The 18,945-nt window shown below is 39.6% G+C and carries 19 protein-coding genes, 1 tRNA gene and 1 pseudogene; 1 reads left to right on the plus strand and 20 read right to left on the minus strand.

All coding sequences use genetic code 11. The annotated features are described in order from the left end of the window. Positions 1-165: 165 nt before the first annotated feature. Positions 166-1,449 carry a Glu/Leu/Phe/Val dehydrogenase gene (locus NZ900_01300; protein MCS7232730.1) on the plus strand — a complete coding sequence of 428 codons (1,284 nt, stop codon included), beginning with the start codon at positions 166-168 and terminating at the stop codon, positions 1,447-1,449. A gap of 47 nt (positions 1,450-1,496) precedes the next feature. Here NZ900_01300 and NZ900_01305 read toward each other — a convergent pair whose 3' ends face one another. The 20 genes and pseudogenes from NZ900_01305 to NZ900_01400 all read right to left on the minus strand — a co-directional run bounded on the left by NZ900_01305 (position 1,497) and on the right by NZ900_01400 (position 18,916). Beyond that, positions 1,497-2,801, minus strand: a complete 1,305-nt coding sequence (locus NZ900_01305; GenBank protein MCS7232731.1) for a TRAP transporter large permease — start codon at positions 2,799-2,801, stop codon at positions 1,497-1,499. 20 nt (positions 2,802-2,821) lie between these two features. Continuing rightward, positions 2,822-3,361, minus strand: a complete 540-nt coding sequence (locus NZ900_01310; GenBank protein MCS7232732.1) for a TRAP transporter small permease subunit — start codon at positions 3,359-3,361, stop codon at positions 2,822-2,824. 105 nt (positions 3,362-3,466) lie between these two features. Continuing rightward, positions 3,467-4,750: an ATP-binding protein gene (locus tag NZ900_01315; GenBank protein MCS7232733.1), complete on the minus strand. Its 1,284-nt coding sequence runs from the start codon at positions 4,748-4,750 to the stop codon at positions 3,467-3,469. After that, positions 4,734-5,420, minus strand: coding sequence for a response regulator transcription factor (locus tag NZ900_01320; protein MCS7232734.1), 687 nt, complete (start codon positions 5,418-5,420; stop codon positions 4,734-4,736). The genes NZ900_01315 and NZ900_01320 overlap by 17 nt, the downstream gene beginning before the upstream one ends. A gap of 1 nt (position 5,421) precedes the next feature. Further along, positions 5,422-6,729 carry a ribosome biogenesis GTPase Der gene (gene der / locus NZ900_01325; protein ID MCS7232735.1) on the minus strand — a complete coding sequence of 436 codons (1,308 nt, stop codon included), beginning with the start codon at positions 6,727-6,729 and terminating at the stop codon, positions 5,422-5,424. Positions 6,730-6,733: 4 nt separating this feature from the next. Continuing rightward, a complete protein-coding gene (locus NZ900_01330) occupies positions 6,734-8,509 on the minus strand; it encodes a hypothetical protein (GenBank protein ID MCS7232736.1) in 1,776 nt (591 codons plus the stop codon). After that, on the minus strand, positions 8,481-9,692 hold the full coding sequence (gene coaBC, locus NZ900_01335; GenBank protein MCS7232737.1) for a bifunctional phosphopantothenoylcysteine decarboxylase/phosphopantothenate--cysteine ligase CoaBC: 1,212 nt from the start codon (positions 9,690-9,692) through the stop codon (positions 8,481-8,483). Before coaBC ends, NZ900_01330 begins: the two co-directional genes overlap by 29 nt. Before the next feature lie 222 nt (positions 9,693-9,914). Then, positions 9,915-10,463: pseudogene (gene gmk / locus NZ900_01340) on the minus strand (guanylate kinase). Continuing rightward, positions 10,450-10,716 carry a DUF370 domain-containing protein gene (locus NZ900_01345; protein MCS7232738.1) on the minus strand — a complete coding sequence of 89 codons (267 nt, stop codon included), beginning with the start codon at positions 10,714-10,716 and terminating at the stop codon, positions 10,450-10,452. Before NZ900_01345 ends, gmk begins: the two are co-directional and overlap by 14 nt. Positions 10,717-10,729: 13 nt before the next feature. After that, positions 10,730-11,596 carry a YicC family protein gene (locus NZ900_01350; GenBank protein MCS7232739.1) on the minus strand — a complete coding sequence of 289 codons (867 nt, stop codon included), beginning with the start codon at positions 11,594-11,596 and terminating at the stop codon, positions 10,730-10,732. 28 nt (positions 11,597-11,624) lie between these two features. Next, positions 11,625-12,701, minus strand: a complete 1,077-nt coding sequence (gene hflX / locus NZ900_01355) for a GTPase HflX (protein ID MCS7232740.1) — start codon at positions 12,699-12,701, stop codon at positions 11,625-11,627. Then, complete coding sequence (locus NZ900_01360; GenBank protein MCS7232741.1) at positions 12,698-13,309, minus strand: 1-acyl-sn-glycerol-3-phosphate acyltransferase; 612 nt, start codon at positions 13,307-13,309, stop codon at positions 12,698-12,700. Before NZ900_01360 ends, hflX begins: the two co-directional genes overlap by 4 nt. After that, complete coding sequence (gene cmk / locus NZ900_01365) at positions 13,266-13,937, minus strand: (d)CMP kinase (GenBank protein ID MCS7232742.1); 672 nt, start codon at positions 13,935-13,937, stop codon at positions 13,266-13,268. Before cmk ends, NZ900_01360 begins: the two co-directional genes overlap by 44 nt. A gap of 18 nt (positions 13,938-13,955) precedes the next feature. Beyond that, complete coding sequence (locus NZ900_01370) at positions 13,956-14,810, minus strand: HDOD domain-containing protein (protein ID MCS7232743.1); 855 nt, start codon at positions 14,808-14,810, stop codon at positions 13,956-13,958. A gap of 34 nt (positions 14,811-14,844) precedes the next feature. Next, positions 14,845-15,552, minus strand: coding sequence for an rRNA pseudouridine synthase (locus NZ900_01375; protein MCS7232744.1), 708 nt, complete (start codon positions 15,550-15,552; stop codon positions 14,845-14,847). A gap of 3 nt (positions 15,553-15,555) precedes the next feature. After that, entirely contained in the window at positions 15,556-16,551 is a 996-nt protein-coding gene (trpS, locus tag NZ900_01380) for a tryptophan--tRNA ligase (GenBank protein MCS7232745.1), read from the minus strand. Positions 16,552-16,556: 5 nt separating this feature from the next. After that, positions 16,557-16,982 carry a ribonuclease HI family protein gene (locus NZ900_01385; GenBank protein ID MCS7232746.1) on the minus strand — a complete coding sequence of 142 codons (426 nt, stop codon included), beginning with the start codon at positions 16,980-16,982 and terminating at the stop codon, positions 16,557-16,559. Continuing rightward, complete coding sequence (locus NZ900_01390; protein ID MCS7232747.1) at positions 16,979-17,758, minus strand: Nif3-like dinuclear metal center hexameric protein; 780 nt, start codon at positions 17,756-17,758, stop codon at positions 16,979-16,981. The genes NZ900_01385 and NZ900_01390 overlap by 4 nt, the downstream gene beginning before the upstream one ends. 20 nt (positions 17,759-17,778) lie before the next feature. Continuing rightward, positions 17,779-17,854 (minus strand) — tRNA-Ile (locus tag NZ900_01395). 60 nt (positions 17,855-17,914) lie between these two features. Then, a complete protein-coding gene (locus tag NZ900_01400) occupies positions 17,915-18,916 on the minus strand; it encodes an arsenic efflux protein (protein MCS7232748.1) in 1,002 nt (333 codons plus the stop codon). Between the last annotated feature and the right edge of the window lie 29 nt (positions 18,917-18,945).

The following is an 18,945-nucleotide window of genomic DNA, read 5'->3' on the forward strand; positions in this document are numbered from 1 at the left end:
GATCCTATTTATTGTCTTTTACTATAAAAAATACCACTTCTGATAAAAAATCGAGGGTTGAATAAAACTAGAATGTAGGCTATGATAGAAATGAGATTAAATAGCATGAAGTAAAAAGAACCAAAAAGGAAACTTGCTATTTTTGAGGGGGGGGAGGATACCAAAATGAGATTAAGCACGATGGGGAATCTTAAGCCCTTTGGGCCACTTTATGAGAATGCTCAGAAACAGTTCTTAAAGGCAGCTGACCTCATAGACTTAGACCCAAACCTTGGAAACTTTCTCTTATGGCCGCAGAGAACCTTGGAAGTTCACTTTCCAGTAGTAATGGATGATGGAAGAGTAGAAATATTTAAGGGGTATAGGGTACAACATAACACAGCAAGAGGGCCTGCCAAGGGAGGCATAAGATATCATCCAGACACCCACCTTGATGAGGTTGCAGCCTTAGCATTTTGGATGACCTGGAAATGCGCAGTTATGAACCTTCCTTTTGGCGGGGGTAAGGGCGGAGTTAGAGTTGATCCATCGAAGCTATCAGAAAAGGAGCTCGAGAGACTAAGCAGAAGATACTTCTCAGAAATTCAAGTCATAATAGGGCCTCACAAGGATATACCGGCACCTGACATAAATACAAACCCAAAGATAATGGCCTGGTACATGGACACCTATAGCATGAATGTAGGTTATACAAGCCTTGGCGTGGTTACAGGAAAGCCTCTTGACCTTGGCGGATCCGAAGGCAGACCGGAAGCAACAGGTAGAGGGGTTTCAATACTAGCAAACGAAGCCTGTAAGATCTTAGGAAAGGATATTTCGAAGGCAAGAGTTGCAATTCAAGGATTTGGAAACGTTGGCTCTTACTCAGCGAAGATATTAAGTGAGGAATATGGAGCAAAGATAGTAGCAGTAAGCGATATAAGCGGTGGCATATACGATGAAAGGGGATTAAACATTAGCGACCTAATACACTATAGGGACATGAATAAAGGTATAATTAAAGGCTATCCTAAAGGAGAAGCGATATCAAACAAGGAACTTTTGGAGCTTGATGTAGACATCTTAGTTCCAGCAGCTCTTGAAAATGCGATTACAGAAAAAAACGCAAATGATGTTAAGGCAAAGATTATAATCGAGGGGGCAAACGGTCCTATTACTCCAGAAGCAGAAGAGATTCTTTTAAAGAAAGGCATTTTTATTGTACCTGACATTGTGGCAAACGCAGGAGGAGTCGTAGTATCTTACTTTGAGTGGGTCCAAGATCTCCAAACCTTCTTCTGGGATATTGATGAAATAAGAAAGAGGTTAATGAAAATGATGATTCATGCCTTCATAGAGGTCGGTAAAACCAAAGAAAAGTATAATACCGATATGAGAACAGCCGCATATATAGTTGCAATTAACAGGGTCGCAAGCGCTCTAAAACAAAGAGGCTACTATCCAATGTAATTAGAGAGACAAGGCCCGTGAGGTTTTAACCTCACGGGCCTTCATTTTTATCTAATACCGAGAACCAATTTAGGAAGCCACATGGAAAGCCAAGGGATATAGGTAGTAAGAGCTATAACGGGAAGATTTCCAAATATCATAAATATAAGAGCAGGCTTTATATATTGATCAAAGGAAACCCTACCCACTCGCCCTCCGAGATAAAGAATGGGAGCTGTAGGAGGGGTCACATTTCCAAGACCAAGATTTGTTCCTAAAATAGCGGCAAAATGCACCGGGTGAACCCCTATACGAACAGCCAGAGGTAAAAGAAGAGGAGCTACAAGCAGGGTCCCGCTTAAATCATCCATAAGCATACCTATTATTATCAAGAAAACATTTATCATAAATAGAATCACATATTTGTTATCAGAGATAGAAATAAGGAAATCAGCGATCTTCATAGGGACTTTCTCCATGGTATATATCCTGCCCAATATGGTTACGAAAAAGAGCATTAGAACAACAACACTGCTTGTAGTAGCGGCAGTATAGAGAGACTTAAAGAAGGTCTTAAAAGTAAGCTCTTTGTGAACAAAAAAACCAACTATTATCGCATAGGTAACCGCAACAGCAGCAGCTTCAGTAGGAGTTGTAACACCACCATATATTCCACCAAGAATTATCACGGGCATAAGAAGGCTCCAGATGCTCTGTCTTGTAGCTCGAGCCACTATTTTGAATTTCTCGAAACCAGGAGCAGGTGGCTCAACCTTAACGAACGGGAAGTTCTTCTTAACCATTATGTAGTTAATTATAGAATATAAGGTCGCAGTTAAGATGCCTGGAATAACTGTAGAAAGAAAGCAGGCGGTTATCGAAGTCTGCGTAACCCAACCATATAGAATCATAGGAACACTTGGGGGTATAAGCTGTCCTAAAATTGCAGCACAACTGACCATTGCAGTAGTATAATACCTTGGATATCCTCTTTCTTCCAGCTTTGGAATCATTATGGTTCCTATAGCAGCCACAGCAGAGGAAGCGGTTCCAGAAATGGCACCAAATATAGCACAAGCCCAAATTGTAGCAGCACCTAATCCGCCTCTCATCCTTCCAAGAAGCGCCTCAGCAAATATAACAAGCCTCTCAGCTATACCACTTGAGCCCATAAGCATTCCCGCCATAATAAAGAACGGTATTGACAACAGGGTTATAGAATTAAGAGCCTTAAATCCAACACTAGCCAAAAAAGAAATATCAGGGAAAGCTATCAAAGCCATGTACAGAGCCGCCGCCATAAAAGCAAATGGGACTGGAACCCCTATAGACAAGCCAACTATAAGTATAAGAATATCAATTACTATATGCATAAAATTACCTCCTCCCCAGTCTAACTTTTTTCAATTTCTGGTGACAGCTCTTCTTCCTTCTTAAACCTTATCTCCCTCTTGCCCAAAAGCTGCAAGGTATAGTCCACAATCTCTACAAATGTGTAAAAAACCATGAGAATCGCAGATATAAGCATAGCAACTTGAGCATATACGAGAGGAATCCTAAGAGAAGGAGTATATTCAGGGACTTTCAAAGCCCATTTTATATAATTCCAAGACCATTGGAGAAAGATGATAGTCATAATAAAAGTAAATATAGTTATCACAAATTTAATCTTCAAGAAATTCCTTGGGGTTTTTACGATAACATTTAAAACATCTGCCATAATATGGCTTCTTTCTCTAGAAGCATGTGCAGAACCTATAAAGTAAAGCCAACAACCAACCAAGGTGGCGAGCTCCTCAATCCCCATTAGAGGGCGAGCAAAAACATACCTTAGAATTACCTCCGCCATTACTAAAAAGGTAACTACTAACGAAACTATAACTAAAATCGTCTGTTCTGCCTTCTCAAGAAACTTCCAAATAAAAAGACCCATCCCTCCTACCTCCCATCATTTTGTGTCATCTTTAAAATAAAGATACACATAAGTCTAGTTGACATTATACCAAAACCTTCCTAAAGGTAACAAGGATCAGATCCTTTAAGCTGGAAATGTTAATGTAAATCTACTTCCTTTGCCAAACTCGCTTTCAACCTCTACTCTTCCACCATGAAGAGATACTACTTCCTTAACTATACTTAATCCTAGACCCGCCCCACCTAATCTCTTTGATCTAGATCTATCAACTACATAAAACTTTTCAAAAATATAGGGTATGTGCTCTTTAGGTATGCCTATACCGGTATCCTCAACAACTACTTTAATAGCTCCTTTAGAGCCTTCGACAATAACTTTTACACTTCCTCCCTCGACATTATACTTTATGGCATTTTCAATCAAATTTAAAAAGGCGCTTTCAAAGAGAATTCTGTCCCCCTCAATAAAAACTTTTTCTTCAGGCGATTCCAAAATCAAGGAAATCCCTTTTCTTTTTGCTTCTCCCTCTAAAAGAGATAACACATCCTTAATAAGCTCTATTAAATTCAAGGATTCCTTTCTCACTATTTCCCTTTCTACCTCCTGAAGAGTAAGAAGATCTGAAACTATCTTGGTAAGCCTTTCAACGTTCCTCTTCACAATAGATAATAATCTGTTTTCCCCTATTTCCTCCTCCAGAGTCTCAGCTGCTCCCTTTATTGCCGCAAGGGGAGTTTTTATTTCATGAGCGATACTTGATATAAGGTTTGACTCTCTCTCCCGCAAGCGTACCTCCTCTGTAATCTCCTTAAGACAAATTAAAAGGCCGCTCTTTAAGAGCGACCCATTGCTAAGAAAAACCCTATCCTTCAAACTAAGCCTAAAGTTTCTAACGCTTCCCTTCTCCTTAATTAAGCTAAAAAGCTCAAAGAAATTCCCATCCCTAAAAAGCTCCCAATACCATCTACCTTTGAATTCTTTACCACTATCCTTTTCAAGAAGAAAATAAAAAGATCTATTAGCTTCAACTATCCTACCAACCTCATCTATCAAAACCACTGGATCATCTAAAAGATCAAAAAGAGCTTTAAGTTTTTCCTCCTTTTTGAGGCCTTCTTTAAACGAAAGCTCCATATAACGAGCAAGCTCATTAATCTCGCTGAAAACCTTACTTATTTCATCATCGCTATCTACGAATATTCTAACCCTATAGTCTCCAAGCTTAAGATAACTAAGAAGATGCCTTAAATGTTTAAGCTTCTTTTCAATCCTATAAAATAAAAAATTAAAAACAAGCAAAGCTATACTTACCACTAAAAGTCTAAGCTTCAAGGAAGCTAAACTAACCACAAGAATAATGGACAAAAGAAACGTGAGAAAAAGGAAAAACTTATCTCTCCATCTCAAACTTGTATCCTACTCCTCTAACAGACCTAATGGAGCTCCCAAAACCTTTAAGCTTTTTCCTCAAACTGCTTACATGAACATCTATAGTTCTATCAACCACAAATTTCCCTCCCCAGAACTTCTCAAGAAGCTCATCCCTCGAAAAAACCCTCCCAGGATTCTGAAGAAATATAGAAAGAAGCCTGAACTCAACAGGAGTTAAGTCGAGTTTCTCCTCTTCTAAATAGGCTTCCATTTTCTCAAAGTCTAAAAGAATTGGACCCGCCTTAAGCAGGCCTCTCCTTTCTGATTTTGCACTTGCTCTTCTTAAAAGAGCTTTAACTCTTGCAACTAGCTCTCGAGGACTGAAGGGTTTTGTAAGATAATCATCAGCGCCAAGCTCAAGACCCACTACCTTATCAACTTCCGAATCCTTAACACTTAAGATAATTATAGGAATACTAGAAAACCTATAGTTACTTTTAAGATATCTACATATTTCGAAACCATCAACACCAGGAAGAAGAATATCCAAAATAATTATATCTGGATAGAACTTATCCAAAGCAGATAGAAAGCTCTCTCCATCACTAAAGGCCTTCACCTCAAAGCCCTCTTTCACCAAATTATAAGATATTAGTTCTGCTATATCTTCCTCATCATCTACTACAGCAACTACCCTTTTCGTCATCTTAATGCTCCTTCACCTTAAACCTTATAGGAGTTCCTACAAAATCAAAAGCCTCTCTTAACCTATTTTCAAGATAGGCAAGATAACTCTTCTTAACTAGCTCAGTAGAGTTAACCGAAAGTTCAAATAAAGGTGGAGCTTCCCCTTTCTGAGAGGCGAAATAAATTTTCAATCTTCTACCCCTTTTATCCGAGGGAGGAGGAGAAAAGTATAAAGCTTCCATAACAACCTTATTAAGTTGAGAGGTAGGTATTCTCGTTCTCCAGTTAGCATAGACCTTATCTATGACTGGGAAAATACTCTCAACATTATATCCTGTCTTAGCAGAGATAAATAAAACAGGAGCATAACTTACAAAATAAAATTCCTTCAATAAAAAATCCTTGAAAGCGTTAGCATCATACTTAGGTAAAAGATCTATTTTGTTAACAATGATAATTATACCTTTGCCTCTTTCCTCTATCATTCCCGCTATTCTCTTATCTTGCATAGTAGCCGGCTCAAGAGCATCAAGCATAAGAATAGCAATGTCGCTCTTTTCCAAAGACATAAGACACCTTAACGTACTATAATATTCTATACTATCCTTAACCTTCGATCTTCTGCGAAGCCCAGCCGTATCAACAAAAAGATAATCCTTTCCCTTATAATTAACTAAACTATCCACTGAATCCCTAGTAGTACCGGGTTTCTCATGTACTATTGCTCTTTCCTCCCCAACAATCCTATTAAGCAAGGAGGACTTTCCCACATTAGGCTTACCCACTATAGCAACCTTAACCAAATCTTCTTTAAGCTCTGCTTCTCCCTCTTCAGGCAATAGAGATATAACCCTATCAAGGAGCTCATCTAAATTTCTCTTAGACTCAGCAGATATAGAAATTATTTCACCTATACCTAAAGAGTAAAAGTCCGAAACAAACTTTTCGTGTTTAGATTCGTCTATTTTATTAACAACAAGAATAGCCTTTTTATTCATCTTCCTTATCACATCAGCAATTTCCTCATCCGCTGATAAAAGTCCATCCTTTCCATCCACAACAAAAAGCACAAGATGCGCTTCCTCTATGGCCTTTAAAACCTGCTCCCTTATTCCCTCCCATATGGGATCTTTTTCTCCTAGAGAAAAACCACCCGTATCAACAAGCCAAAACCTTTTACCAAGCCATTCTCCTATTCCATATATTCTGTCGCGAGTAATTCCAGGTATATCACCAACTATGGCCTTTCTTTCTCCTATAATTTTGTTAAAGAGAGTAGATTTGCCTACGTTAGGTCTACCCACTATCGCTACAATTGGTAAAGACATTAACTTACACCTCCAAAGGATCGATAACCAAGTTAACTCTTTTGGAAATCTTAATTTTACCGCTTTCCAAGTTTTTCCAAAGCTCTCTCTGAAGCTCTCCCCTTTTTCCCTTAACTACCAAAGCTAAAGAAAGCTTTTCACCTACTAGAAATCTCCTAACAGGGCCTAAAACCTCCAAGTAAGGATTCCCATCGAAAAGCCTTTTTACGCTTTCTGCTCTTTTCTTTAAGGTGCTCTCTCTACCCCCCTCAAAGGAAATCACGGCGATCGAGTAATTAGGTGGGTAGCGAAGCTCTTCCCTTTTATCAAGCTCTTTTTGAAGAAATTCCCTCCAAGAGTTATTCCCAAAAACCTTAAAAACAGGATGTTCTGGAATACTAGTTTGAACGTAAAGCTCCTTTGGAGAAAAATCAGCAAGAGAATATATCATCCTTAAGGTTTCCTCCTCACTTCTATAACCAGAGGTATATAAAGATATATCAGCTAAAACAATACAAGCCAAAGCTGCGTTTCTCATAACCTTTGGCTGAAGAACACTTTGAGTCCCAAGAATAAGCAGTGAAGATTCCTTAAACTCTCTTGACTCCGCATCCCATAACTCTACATTCTCGCCCAGCTTCTTCTCCAAGAGAAGTTTAACATGCTCTATACCTGGTGAACCTACCTTAAAGAAAAATCCTCTACAATTAGAACACCTATCTAAAAAGAACTCTTCATGCCCACAATAAGAGCACCTAAGTTTATTTTCCCTTTTGTAAAAAGACAAAGGAATACCACAATTAGAACACATTGGGACATAACCACACTCTTCACACTTAACATAGGAGGCATAAGCTTTTCTATTTAGTAAAAGGACATTTTTCTTCCCACTTTTTAAGTTAGCCTTAACTTTATTAAAAACAGAGAGAGATAAAAAGGCCTCTTTCCGAGTCTTTCTTAAGTCAACCAGCCTATACTTTGGAAGCTTTTGGAGTAGTTCCTCAAGATCCCATCCCTCTTTCAATAAGGCGAAAGCTTCAAGGCTCGGGATCGCACCTCCTAAAACCATAGAAAAGCTCTCAATCTTTCTTCTTAAAAGGACTGCATCCCTTGCGTGAACATAAGGAGACGAAATCCTTTTTAAGTAAGGACTTCCCTCATCATCTACTATTATAAGCCCTAAACCCTTCACAGGAAGAAAAGCCAAAGAAGAGGTTCCAATAAATAGAGCTCCTCCCTCGCTTCTTGCAGCCTCCCAAGCCCTCTTTCTATCCTTTCTTTTCATCTCACTAAACCAAAGATAGATTCTTTCAAAGGAGAGCCTCGATGCCCAGTCCTCTACATCCTCAACCTGAGGAACAATGAGTAATACCTTTTCCCCGTTACTCAGAAACTCAAGACAGAGCTTTTTATAATAAGAGGCTCTCATATCTCTTGAGCCTACAATTACTTTATTAAATCCCTCTCTGTGAGGTTTCAATCCTAATTCACCAAAAGGCGGTAAATAGTCATAAGAGAAAAAAAGCTTAAGGGTCATACCAAGAGGATAACAATATTCAAAAGAAAGCATTTTGGCAAACTCTAAAAAAGAAGAGGGTATAGGAGGAGACGAATCCACAACCTCTTCTATCTTCTTAAGCCCTTTCTCCTCCCCCAACCTTACAGATAAAACCCATCCTTTAGACAAGCTCTTACCAACAGGAACTCTAACTCTTAAACCAGGCTCAAGCTTCTGAGAGCTGAAGTAAGAAAGAACAAAATGTATAGGGCGCTCAACGGCAACATCCAGTACGTATCCCATTAGCCTCTTTAAGTATCTCTTCAGCTACCTTCTTTTTATGAAGTCTTGGTAAAAATCTCACAACACCAGAAGGATAAACAAAAGCAACCTCATTCTCTTCTCCTGCAAATCCTATGCTCGCCTCGTTAACTACAATAAAGTCAGCGTTCTTCTCTTTAAGCTTCTTATAAGCGTTTGCAAAGACATCTTCCGTCTCAAGAGCAAAACCCACAAGAACTTGGCCGTTCTTTTTTATCTTACCAAGTTCAAGAAGTATATCAGGATTTTTAGAAAGTTCAACAACTAAACCAGAAAGCCCCTCCTTCTTTATTTTAGAGGAAGAGGTCGAAACCGGCTTAAAATCTGAAACGGCTGCTGACTTAACAGCTATATGAACGTTTGGAAAAATCTCTAAACAGGCCTCGAACATCTCACAAGCAGCTTCAACCTTATACAACTTAACATCCGGAGGAGGAGTCAGATTAACCGGTCCGCTTACAAGATATACATAAGCTCCCATAAGGCTTGCTACATACGCAACCGAGTATCCCATCTTACCGCTCGAAGGGTTCGAGATAAACCTAACAGGATCTATCCATTCTCTCGTGGGACCAGCAGTAACTAAAACCTTCAATCCTGTAAGAATCTTAGGCTCGTACAAGGTTTTCTCAGCTATATAAAAGGCAGTTTCGGGAGAAACAAGCCTCCCCTTTCCAGATTCGCCACATGCCAAAAATCCCTCCTCAGGCTCAAGTATGATGGCTTCATCCTTTATCAGCTTTAAAGCTCTTCTTAAACTTGAACTTTCATACATCCTCCAATTCATAGCAGGGGCAAGAATCTTAGGTCCCCTGAAGGCCATATAAACGGTTTCAAGAAGCCCATCCGCCCTACCAAAAGCAACCGAGGATATGAAATCAGCAGATGCAGGGTATACTATAAGTAGTTCTCCCCAAGAAGCAAGCTCTATATGAGGAACTCCTCCTGCAAAATAGTCAGATGGAGAGTATACTTCTTTAGCGAAAGGAGAAAAGGAAAGGGGAGTTATAAACTCCGTTGCACCTTCACTTAGTATAACCTTAACATTGGCTCCCCCATCCTGAAGTAACCGCAAGAACTCAACACTCTTATAAGCTGATATGCTACCTGTAACACCAAGGATTATGTTCTTTCCCTGAAGAAAACTTTTGAAGGCATCTCCCATTCTATTAACCCCCGATCAAGCTCTTTCAAGGCAATGGATATAGGTTTGATAGGCTCCACACTTAAAACCTTCCTCGATGGATCACTGCTTATCGCTCTTGCCCTCTTTGCGATCACCATCGTCAAAAGATAGTGAGTGTTTATGTTTGCCTTCTTCATTAGATCCTCTATCGGTGGATAAAACATCCTTACACTCACCCCCCAAACCGTATATCTCCTTTCTTACTATATCTATCAGCTCAGAGGAAGCTCTTTTAACATCATCATTAACAACAGCATAATCATAAAGCTCCCTTCTATTCATCTCTAAAGAGGCATTTTTTAATCTAAGCTCAAGCTCTTCAGGACTCTCAGTTCCTCTTCCCTTAAGCCTCAAGGAAAGCTCCTCTTGCGAGGGAGGAAGGATAAAAATCAATATCGCTTCAGGGAATCTCCTTTTTATCTGCAAGGCACCCTGAACATCAATTTCAAGAACTACACTCTTCCCCTCTTTAAGTCTCTCCTCTACAAAAGCCTTTGGCGTTCCATATAGATTTCCATGAACTTCCGCCCACTCAATAAGCTCCCCGTTATCTCTCATCCTTTCAAACTCAGCCGGAGATATGAAAAAGTAATCTACACCGTTAATTTCCCCAATCCTAGGTTTTCTTGTAGTAACTGAAACAGAGTAAACTAGCTCTGGCAACGCTTTAAATAGCTCTCTCCTAAGCGTTCCCTTACCCGCCCCTGAGGGACCAGAGATAACGAAAAGCTTACCTCTACGTTGGTTCATCCTCCCTATCACTTTCCTCTATAACCCTATTTGCAACAGTCTCAGGTTGAATAGCAGATAATATTATATGATCACTATCGGTTATTATAACTGCTCTAGTCCTTCTACCACAAGTTGCATCTATAAGCTTTCCTCTCTCCCGAGCAGCTTCCTTCATTCGCTTTATGGGCGCTGATCCTGGACTAACTATCGCAACTATTCTATTAGCAACAACAACATTACCAAAACCCACATTTATAAGCTTTAATCCCATAAGCGAGATCACCTCACTCTATATTTTGAACCTGCTCTCTTATCCTCTCAAGCTCAGCCTTCATCTCAACCACAAGCTTCGAAATCTCAGCTTCTCCAGCTTTAGAGGACAAGGTATTTACCTCTCTTAACATCTCCTGAACAAGAAAATCCATCTTTCTTCCTACGGGGCTCCCCCCCATTAGCATCTCCCAAAATTGATTTAAATGACTTTTAAACCTAACTATCTCTTCCGTAGCGTCCCTTTTCTCCTGAAAAAGAGCTATCTCAGTAAGGAGCCTGTCCTCATTTACAGGTACATCGCATAATATTTCTCTAACCCTCTCTCTCAGCTTTTGTGGAATGGACTCCCTAAGCTCCAAGCACCTCCTTTCAACCTCCTCAGATAAAGAAAAAAGAACTTTTAAGCGCTTTTTAAGGTCTTCTGCTAAATATGCTCCTTCCCTCTCTTTCATCTCCATCATATTCTTAATGGCAGAATCCAAAGCTTCCTTAACCATAGGCCATATTTTCTCAACATCTTCTGTAATTTCCATTATCTCAAAAAGATCAGGAAATCTTAAGAGAAGATCAAGCCTTATCTCATCCAAAAGTTTAAGCTCATCCTTAAGCCTGTTGAGCATCTCATAATACTGCTTAGCTAACGATCTGTTTAAGATTATTTCAGGTACGTACCTCTCAGTATAGCGAAAGCTAACAAGAACGTTAATCTTGCCTCTGTTAATTTTCCCTCTTATATATTCTCTTATCTTAAGCTCAAGGGCAAGAAGATTCTTGGAAAGCTTGACCATTATTTCACAAAAGCGATGATTTACCGAAGATATTTCCACTAAGCACTTTAATCCATTCCCCTCGCTTTCACCTCTACCATAGCCAGTCATGCTGAGCAAAGCAGGCTTATCCCCCAGTTTAAAACCACCTCTCCATAGCTTGATATAGCTCTTCGATATTATACTTCTTCAAAGCAGATATATAAACTACTTTATCCTCAAATCTCTCCTTAAGCCTGTTCTTTAAGGCCTCAAGCTCATCTGAAGAAAGCTTATCTATCTTATTAAAGACCATTATAGTGGGCTTATCCAAGCTCTTTAGGCTTTTAAGAACAGCGTTAACCGCATCTATCTGTTCAAGAAAATTATAAGAGGATATATCGACCACATGAAGCAAACCATCAGATTCCCTTACCTCTTCAAGAGTAGCTCTAAAGGCCGCTACAAGATGATGCGGAAGCTTTCTTATGAATCCCACAGTATCCGTCAAAAGAATCTCTCGTCCCGATGGCAGATATACCTTCCTTGTCAACGGATCAAGAGTTGCAAAAAGCTTATCCTCCACATATACGTCTTCACCACTTAAAGTAGAAAGAAGCGTCGACTTACCAGCATTGGTATAACCTACAATAGAAACTTGAAAGGCTCCGACTCTTTTTCTTCTCTTCCTCTGTATATCTCTCCTCTCTCTTATTTCTTCAAGCTTTTCTCTTAGATGAGCTATCCTTTCTTTTATTCTACTTCGCTCCGCTTCGATCTCCGGTTCTCCAGGTCCCCTAGTTCCCACTCCTCCCCCAAGCCTCGAAAGCTCCTTTCCTCTCCCTCTAAGCCTTGTTAACTCATAAGTTAGCTGAGCAAGCTCCACCTGAAGTTTTGCCTCAGCAGTACGAGCTCTCCTTGCGAATATCTCAATTATAAGCTGAGTTCTATCCATAACCTTAACCCCAAGAGCTTCCTCAAGATTAACCTGTTGACGAGGAGTTAGATCATCGTTAAAGACCACCATATCGACCTTTAAATCCTCAACAAGTTTCTTAAGCTCTTCAACCTTCCCCCTACCTAAAAGAAAAGCCGGATCAGGACTTCTTTTCTGTGTTAAAACCGCTACCGTTTCCCCACCCAATGTTCTAAAAAGCTCTCTTAATTCCTCTAACTGTTGATCTATTTCAAGGGGATTAGAGAAAGGAAGTATAAGAGAGACTAATACTCCTCTCATATTTCACCCTTTAAAAGCATAAGTATATTTTCTCTAAGATCATTAGTAAAAGCTTTGATCTCTTCCCTAATGCTTTTTCCTCCTCTCCCTTTAAAATATAAAACCTTACCAAAGGAGACTTTAATCTTAGTAGGCCTAGGAAAGTATTGCCCTTTAGGCATAGCTTCAAAGCTTCCTTTAACAGCCACAGGTAAAACTGGAACAGATGTCTTAAAAGCCACGTAAGAAGCTCCGTGCATAAAATCTTTAAGTTCTCCATCTTCAGATCGAGATCCCTCAGGAAAAAGTAAAACAGCCTTACCTTGATCCACAAGTTCGATTATCCTAGAAAGGGCTTTAAGATCCCCTTCCCCTCTTTTTACTGGAAAGGCACCTAAAGACACTATAAGACTTCTTAAAAAGGGTATCTTGAAAAGCTCTTCCTTCCCCATATAATAGAGCCTTCGGGGGAAAACCGCACCAATTATAACAGGATCCATTTGACTACAGTGATTCGAGATGACAAGAAGCCCTCCATCCTTCGGAATATTTTTTCTACCTTTAGCTTCTATAAAAAAGAAAAGCTTAAGTATAAAGAATGCCAGCACTTTTATAATATTGTAAAACAAGATTAACTACCTCCTCTACTACATCCTCTATACTCTTTGAAGTGGTGTCTATAACTATAGCGTCAGGAGCAACTTTAAGAGGGGCTATTTCTCTTTTCGAGTCTATATCATCCCTTCTTTTAAGATCTTGAAGAACTGCCTCGAAGGAAATGTCCTTACCCTTTTGAACAAGCTCCTTCCAGCGACGATAAGCTCTTTCTTCAATAGAAGCAGTTAAAAAGACCTTAACCTCAGCCTCAGGAAAGACGATCGTACCCATATCTCTACCTTCTACAACAGCATCCCTACCTTTGACAAGATCCCTCTGCAAAGGGAGAAGCCTTTCTCTTACCTCAGGGATCCTTGCCACCAGGGAAACCTTTCTATCCACTTCCGGATCCCTTACAGCCTCGCTTACATCCTCCCCATCAAGAAAAAGCTTATCATCTTCTATATTAATATCCATTGTGTTTAATACCTGGCAAACTCCCTCAATATCATCCAAGGGAAGGTTACTTCTTAGGAGCTTTAGAGTCAAAGCCCTATAAATAGCCCCTGTATCAAGATAAAAAAAGCCAAGCCTTCTTGCAACAAGCTTGGCTACCGTTGTCTTACCACTACCTGCAGGCCCATCTATGGCAACTATCAAACCGTACTTCCCTCCTACCTACTCAAGAGCAGAAAAGAGGTCCTCTTGCCTAAGACTATCACTTGAGGCAGAAATTAACTCATCCATATTGTCTATGCCTAAGTTCTGCAAAGCAAACTCACTCAAGGGATAAAGAAGGCCATCTGCTCCAAGTCCCCAACCAAGCATGAGGCATATGGCATCCCCCAAATGAGCAATAGAAACGAGCTTAGGAGAGATTCTAGCCTCCTCTGGAGAATGATGATGCGCTATAGCATCTACAAGCTCCGGGGGGAGATTCCACTTCTCAGCTATTTTACCTCCTATATCAGTATGATCAAACCCAAGTATATCCTTCTCAGCTTCATGAAAAGGAACCCTTTCTGTCTCAACCTTACGCAATATAAGAGTAAAACCAAAGCGCACAAACTGATTAAGAACTATCTTGCCTATATCGTGAAGCAGACCTGTAACAAAAGCCTGCTCCATATCCCTATATTTAACTTTCTTAGCTATCTCTCTACAAACTATTGCAACCCCTAAGGAATGGCGCCATAGTTCCCCCCTATCGAGAGCATATCCTTGAAGCTCTCCACTCATATGACCATGAGCCGCAGCTGCATATATTAAAGACTTAACAGTGTTATATCCCAAAACAGTTATAGCCTCACTTAGTGTTCCTATACTTCTCGGGAAGCCATAATAGGCAGAGTTTGCAAGCTTCAATATCTTAGCTGTTAACCCTTCATCCTGAGAAATTATTTTAGCTACGTCAGAAGAGCTACTTTTAGGGTCATCAAGGGTTTTTATAGCTTTAATCACAACCGTAGGTAGAGGAGGGATCTCATCAACTCTGCGTAAAATTCGTTCTACAACAGAGCTATCTACAACCATCTTATCTTACCTCCACTTAAAACTATCAAAATGATTATATCACACCACCATATAATATCATATGGAGAAGCTTTTCCTTAGTTAGGAATCTATATTCTCCCTCCTTAAGGTTCTTAAGACGCATCTTCCCTATAGCAACTCTTATAAGCCTTTCAACCTTTATTCCAAAGTAACCGAAGATTCTCCTTACCTCCCTTTTCTTTCCTTCCCCTATGGAAATCTCAACCCAACCATCGGGAAGGATCTTGATTTTAGCAGGGGATGTAATTCCATCCTCTAACGGAACCCCCATCTGCATAGCCTTTACTTCGACTTCATTAGGAAGCCTATCTCCCTTAACGAGATAGGTCTTTTTTATTTCCCCAGAAGGATGAGTCAGAAAGTGAGTTAACTCACCATCATTAGTTATGACAAGTAATCCTTCGCTCCGCAAATCAAGCCTACCTACTGGATAAACCCTTTCCTTAACCCCTTTAATTAAATCCATAACGGTAGGATACCATTTATCTTTAACAGCACAAACATAACCCACCGGCTTATTTAAAACTATATAAACTTTTCTTTCCGGTCTAAGGAGCCTCTTCCCAATCCGAACCTCATCTTTCTCAGGATTAACGAAAAAAGCAAGCTCTCGCACTATCCTACCGTTAACGCTAACCCTACCGCTTAATATAAGATCCTCCGCTCTTCGCCGAGAGGTTACACCACACTGAGCTAAAAACTTATTTAGCCTGATTTTCATCTCCTACCAAGCTATCTTCATTGCCTCCTTAACCTTATGAATCATACCTGAAGCAAACTCCCTCGCTTTTTTAGCTCCCTCATGAAGCATCTCAACGATCTCATCCCTTTTGTTCTCATACTCGTTTCTCCTATTCCTGAAAGGCTCAAGAGTCGGTAAAAGATGCTTAAGAAGTACTTTCTTACAATCGATGCAACCTATAAGCGCAGTTCTACAGCCTTTATAGACCTCTTCTAATTCGCTTACACTATCGTTAAAAGCCTTATGAAGATAAAATACTGGACAATCCTCAGGAACACCAGGATCGCTTCTTCTCATCCTGCGAGTATCAGTCATCATAGTTAATACCTTTTCCTCAACAGATCCTGGATCCTCTGTAAGCCCTATATAATTGTTATAACTCTTGCTCATCTTACGTCCATCAGTCCCCAATATCTTTGGAACAGGAGTAAGTATCATCTCTGGAATAACAAAGACTTCCCCATAGAAATAGTTAAATCTCCTTGCTATTTCTCTTGTTAGCTCAAGATGAGGAGCTTGATCCTCTCCCACAGGAACATAATGAGCGTTATATATAAGAATATCTGCCGCTTGAAGAACTGGATACCCTAAGAAAGCATAGGTTGATAAATCTTTGTTCTTTATCTCTCTCATCTGCTCCTTATAGGTAGGGTTTCTCTCAAGCCAAGAAACCGGGGTTATCATGGAAAGAGCAAGATGAAGCTCTGCATGCTCAGGCACTTCAGACTGTATAAAAACCGTACTTTTACTAAAATCTATCCCTACAGCATACCAATCCAAGGCCATCTCAACTATATATTCTTTGAGCTTAGAAGGATCCGCATATTCGGACATCATAGCATGCCAGTCAACTATACAATAATAACAACTATATTTATCCTGAAAGTCTACCCAATTTTTAAGAGCCCCAACGAGATGCCCCAAGTGAAGCTTGCCCGTTGGGCGCATCCCACTTAAAACTCTCTTCAAGACAAGCACCCCCTTCAAGCTCTTACTTTAGCCATTCTATAGAGCTTTAAAGCCATATTAGCTAAGGTATCCGCCTCCTTATTCATTCTCCTAGGAAGATGATAAATGGAAAAACGCTGAAAGGATTCCAAAAGCTCCTTTGCTTCTTTAAACAATCCTTGAAGCTTTTGACTCCGAACGATATAAACTCCTAAAATTTGCTTGTAAACCAATTCACTATCTACAAAAACCTCTACCTCATCAGCTCCTTTTTCTTTAGCGAGCCTTAAAGCACATACCAAAGCTAAATATTCTGCCACATTATTTGTGGCCTCTCCTATATAAAACCCATACTTTTCTTTTATCGCTCTTCCTTCTTCATCATACTCCAAAGATATACCAACAGAGGCTTCTCCAGGATTCCCCTGCGAGGCCCCATCAGTGAAAATCCTTACCTTCATCCCAAAAATGGGTCCTCCTCCTTTAAAATCTCCAATCCCAAACTAGGTAAAAGATCTCGAAGCCTCCTTTCAAGGTAAAATAAGCTTTTCTCTTCCATCTCATGATGACTAAGGATTATTAAGTTAAGACCAGCATAAAGAGCATTAAGGATCTGATGATATTTTAGATCACAGGTAATATAAACATCAACTCTCAAAGATATAACCTTTTCTAAAAGATCTCCCCCGCTTCCGGTACATAAGGCTACTTTGTATATCTTATCCTTTCCTGAAAATACAGGAATAAGAAATCTAACTTCCTTTTTTAAAAATGATACCATATCATAAAAAGAAGTTCCATACACTTCCCCAACTCTACCTATACCTGTTTGAGGATTTTCCCTTAAGGGAACAATTGGATTTCTATTTTCAAGACCTAAGAGGTCAGCCCAATAGTCATTACCTCCCCCTAAGGCTGAATCCCATGGAGTATGAATGGAATAAATAGTGATTTTCTTCAATATCGCTAAATTTATCACCTTTCCAATACTCCCTGAAAGATCAACCCTCCTAAGCCCAGTAAGAATAAGAGGATGATGTGTTAATAAAAAATTACAGCCTTTCTCCACTGCAAGATAAAGAGTACGTAAAGAGGGATTAAGAGCCACCCCTATACGCCTAATTTCATCATCAAAAGGACCCACTTGAAGCCCTGTATTATCCCAACTTTCAGCAAGATAAAGCGGAAATTCCCTCTCCAAAACCCCAATTAACTCCTTGTGGGTCAGAAAGATCACCTCTAGAAAATAAATAAAAATGGTGGGCCCGGGAGGACTCGAACCCCCAACCTACCGGTTATGAGCCGGCGGCTCTGCCAATTGAGCTACGGGCCCACCTTTCCATAAGCAAGCTTCATTATAACATAAATTTTTTCTTTTAGGAAGTCCCTCTCCTTAAAAACCCATAAAATGTATAATTCCGCCCACAACCACACCAAAAAGGAACTTCACCAGCTTTACAACCAAAGCGGTCTTAATCGAATGAGAAAAAAGGGGTAAAAGCCCATGTCCATCTTGAATGAAGGAGTTTACAAAAAGAACAGAGAAAGGCACCAAACCACGAGAGTAAGCAAGAGAAAAGAAAAGGTGAGGACCAGATTCTGGAATAAGTCCAACTAAGGCAGCGATAATAAAAATGAGACCCTGCTTTTCTTCAAAAAGAGTAGAAATATCCAAATAACTAAATAGAAACTTCATAAATAAAATCATCCCAAACACCCATGAAAACACTTTTAAACCGTGTTTAAACAAAATATGCTTAAAAACATGCCCTTCTAAATAATGGTCAGAAGCCGTAGCAAAAACAAAGAATGAAAGGCCAGACACTACAAGGATGGTCATCTTAAGCCAATCTTCATCCTCATAAGTAAAAACGAATAGAAATACTAAAAGAAGAATCAGAAACACACCATGCCTTTTAACGGAAATCTTTTTAAGAGAGCTAAAGATAGGCTTTGAAAGAATAGATATAGACTCCTCAAGCTTACACTCGAAATCGCATTTTAAAGCTTCTACTTTAAATTTCCCTAAAATCAAATCTGACAACCATCCGAAAATGATACCTGAAAGAAAAAGGATAAAGAACAAAAGCAAGGCTTTCCCCGGAAACAAAGAAAGCATAAGATAGGATTCATCTCCAGAAGTAGCAATCATAGCACCCATAAGAGCCCCAAAGCTTAAAAAACCATGCATATAAAAGGATACTACTATAAAAGGACCGAGACAACCAGGAAGGGCACCAAGGAAAGATGAAACAAGATATCCAAACCACCTATTCCCCTTAAGAAAAGAAGACATTCTACCTATTGAAAGGAGGTTTATATACTCAGCTATTATCATTATGTTAACAACAATAAAAGTAATAGCTAACGCTTCAAGAATGCTTTCCTGCACCATACTTCAAGAAATCGGTTTTATTCTCCTTT

Source organism: Synergistota bacterium, assembly GCA_025060595.1.
Classification (GTDB): domain Bacteria; phylum Synergistota; class GBS-1; order GBS-1; family GBS-1; genus 42-11.

Excerpts from the sequence above, each read along its gene's own strand:
- NZ900_01300 (MCS7232730.1), top strand. The coding sequence starts at position 166 with ATGAGATTAAGCACGATGGGGAATCTTAAGCCCTTTGGGCCACTTTAT.
- NZ900_01305 (MCS7232731.1), bottom strand. The coding sequence starts at position 2,801 with ATGCATATAGTAATTGATATTCTTATACTTATAGTTGGCTTGTCTATA.
- NZ900_01310 (MCS7232732.1), bottom strand. The coding sequence starts at position 3,361 with ATGGGTCTTTTTATTTGGAAGTTTCTTGAGAAGGCAGAACAGACGATT.
- NZ900_01320 (MCS7232734.1), bottom strand. The coding sequence starts at position 5,420 with ATGACGAAAAGGGTAGTTGCTGTAGTAGATGATGAGGAAGATATAGCA.
- der (MCS7232735.1), bottom strand. The coding sequence starts at position 6,729 with ATGTCTTTACCAATTGTAGCGATAGTGGGTAGACCTAACGTAGGCAAA.
- NZ900_01330 (MCS7232736.1), bottom strand. The coding sequence starts at position 8,509 with ATGGGATACGTACTGGATGTTGCCGTTGAGCGCCCTATACATTTTGTT.
- coaBC (MCS7232737.1), bottom strand. The coding sequence starts at position 9,692 with ATGGGAGATGCCTTCAAAAGTTTTCTTCAGGGAAAGAACATAATCCTT.
- NZ900_01345 (MCS7232738.1), bottom strand. The coding sequence starts at position 10,716 with ATGGGATTAAAGCTTATAAATGTGGGTTTTGGTAATGTTGTTGTTGCT.
- NZ900_01350 (MCS7232739.1), bottom strand. The coding sequence starts at position 11,596 with ATGACTGGCTATGGTAGAGGTGAAAGCGAGGGGAATGGATTAAAGTGC.
- hflX (MCS7232740.1), bottom strand. The coding sequence starts at position 12,701 with ATGAGAGGAGTATTAGTCTCTCTTATACTTCCTTTCTCTAATCCCCTT.
- NZ900_01370 (MCS7232743.1), bottom strand. The coding sequence starts at position 14,810 with ATGGTTGTAGATAGCTCTGTTGTAGAACGAATTTTACGCAGAGTTGAT.
- NZ900_01375 (MCS7232744.1), bottom strand. The coding sequence starts at position 15,552 with ATGAAAATCAGGCTAAATAAGTTTTTAGCTCAGTGTGGTGTAACCTCT.
- NZ900_01385 (MCS7232746.1), bottom strand. The coding sequence starts at position 16,982 with ATGAAGGTAAGGATTTTCACTGATGGGGCCTCGCAGGGGAATCCTGGA.
- NZ900_01400 (MCS7232748.1), bottom strand. The coding sequence starts at position 18,916 with ATGGTGCAGGAAAGCATTCTTGAAGCGTTAGCTATTACTTTTATTGTT.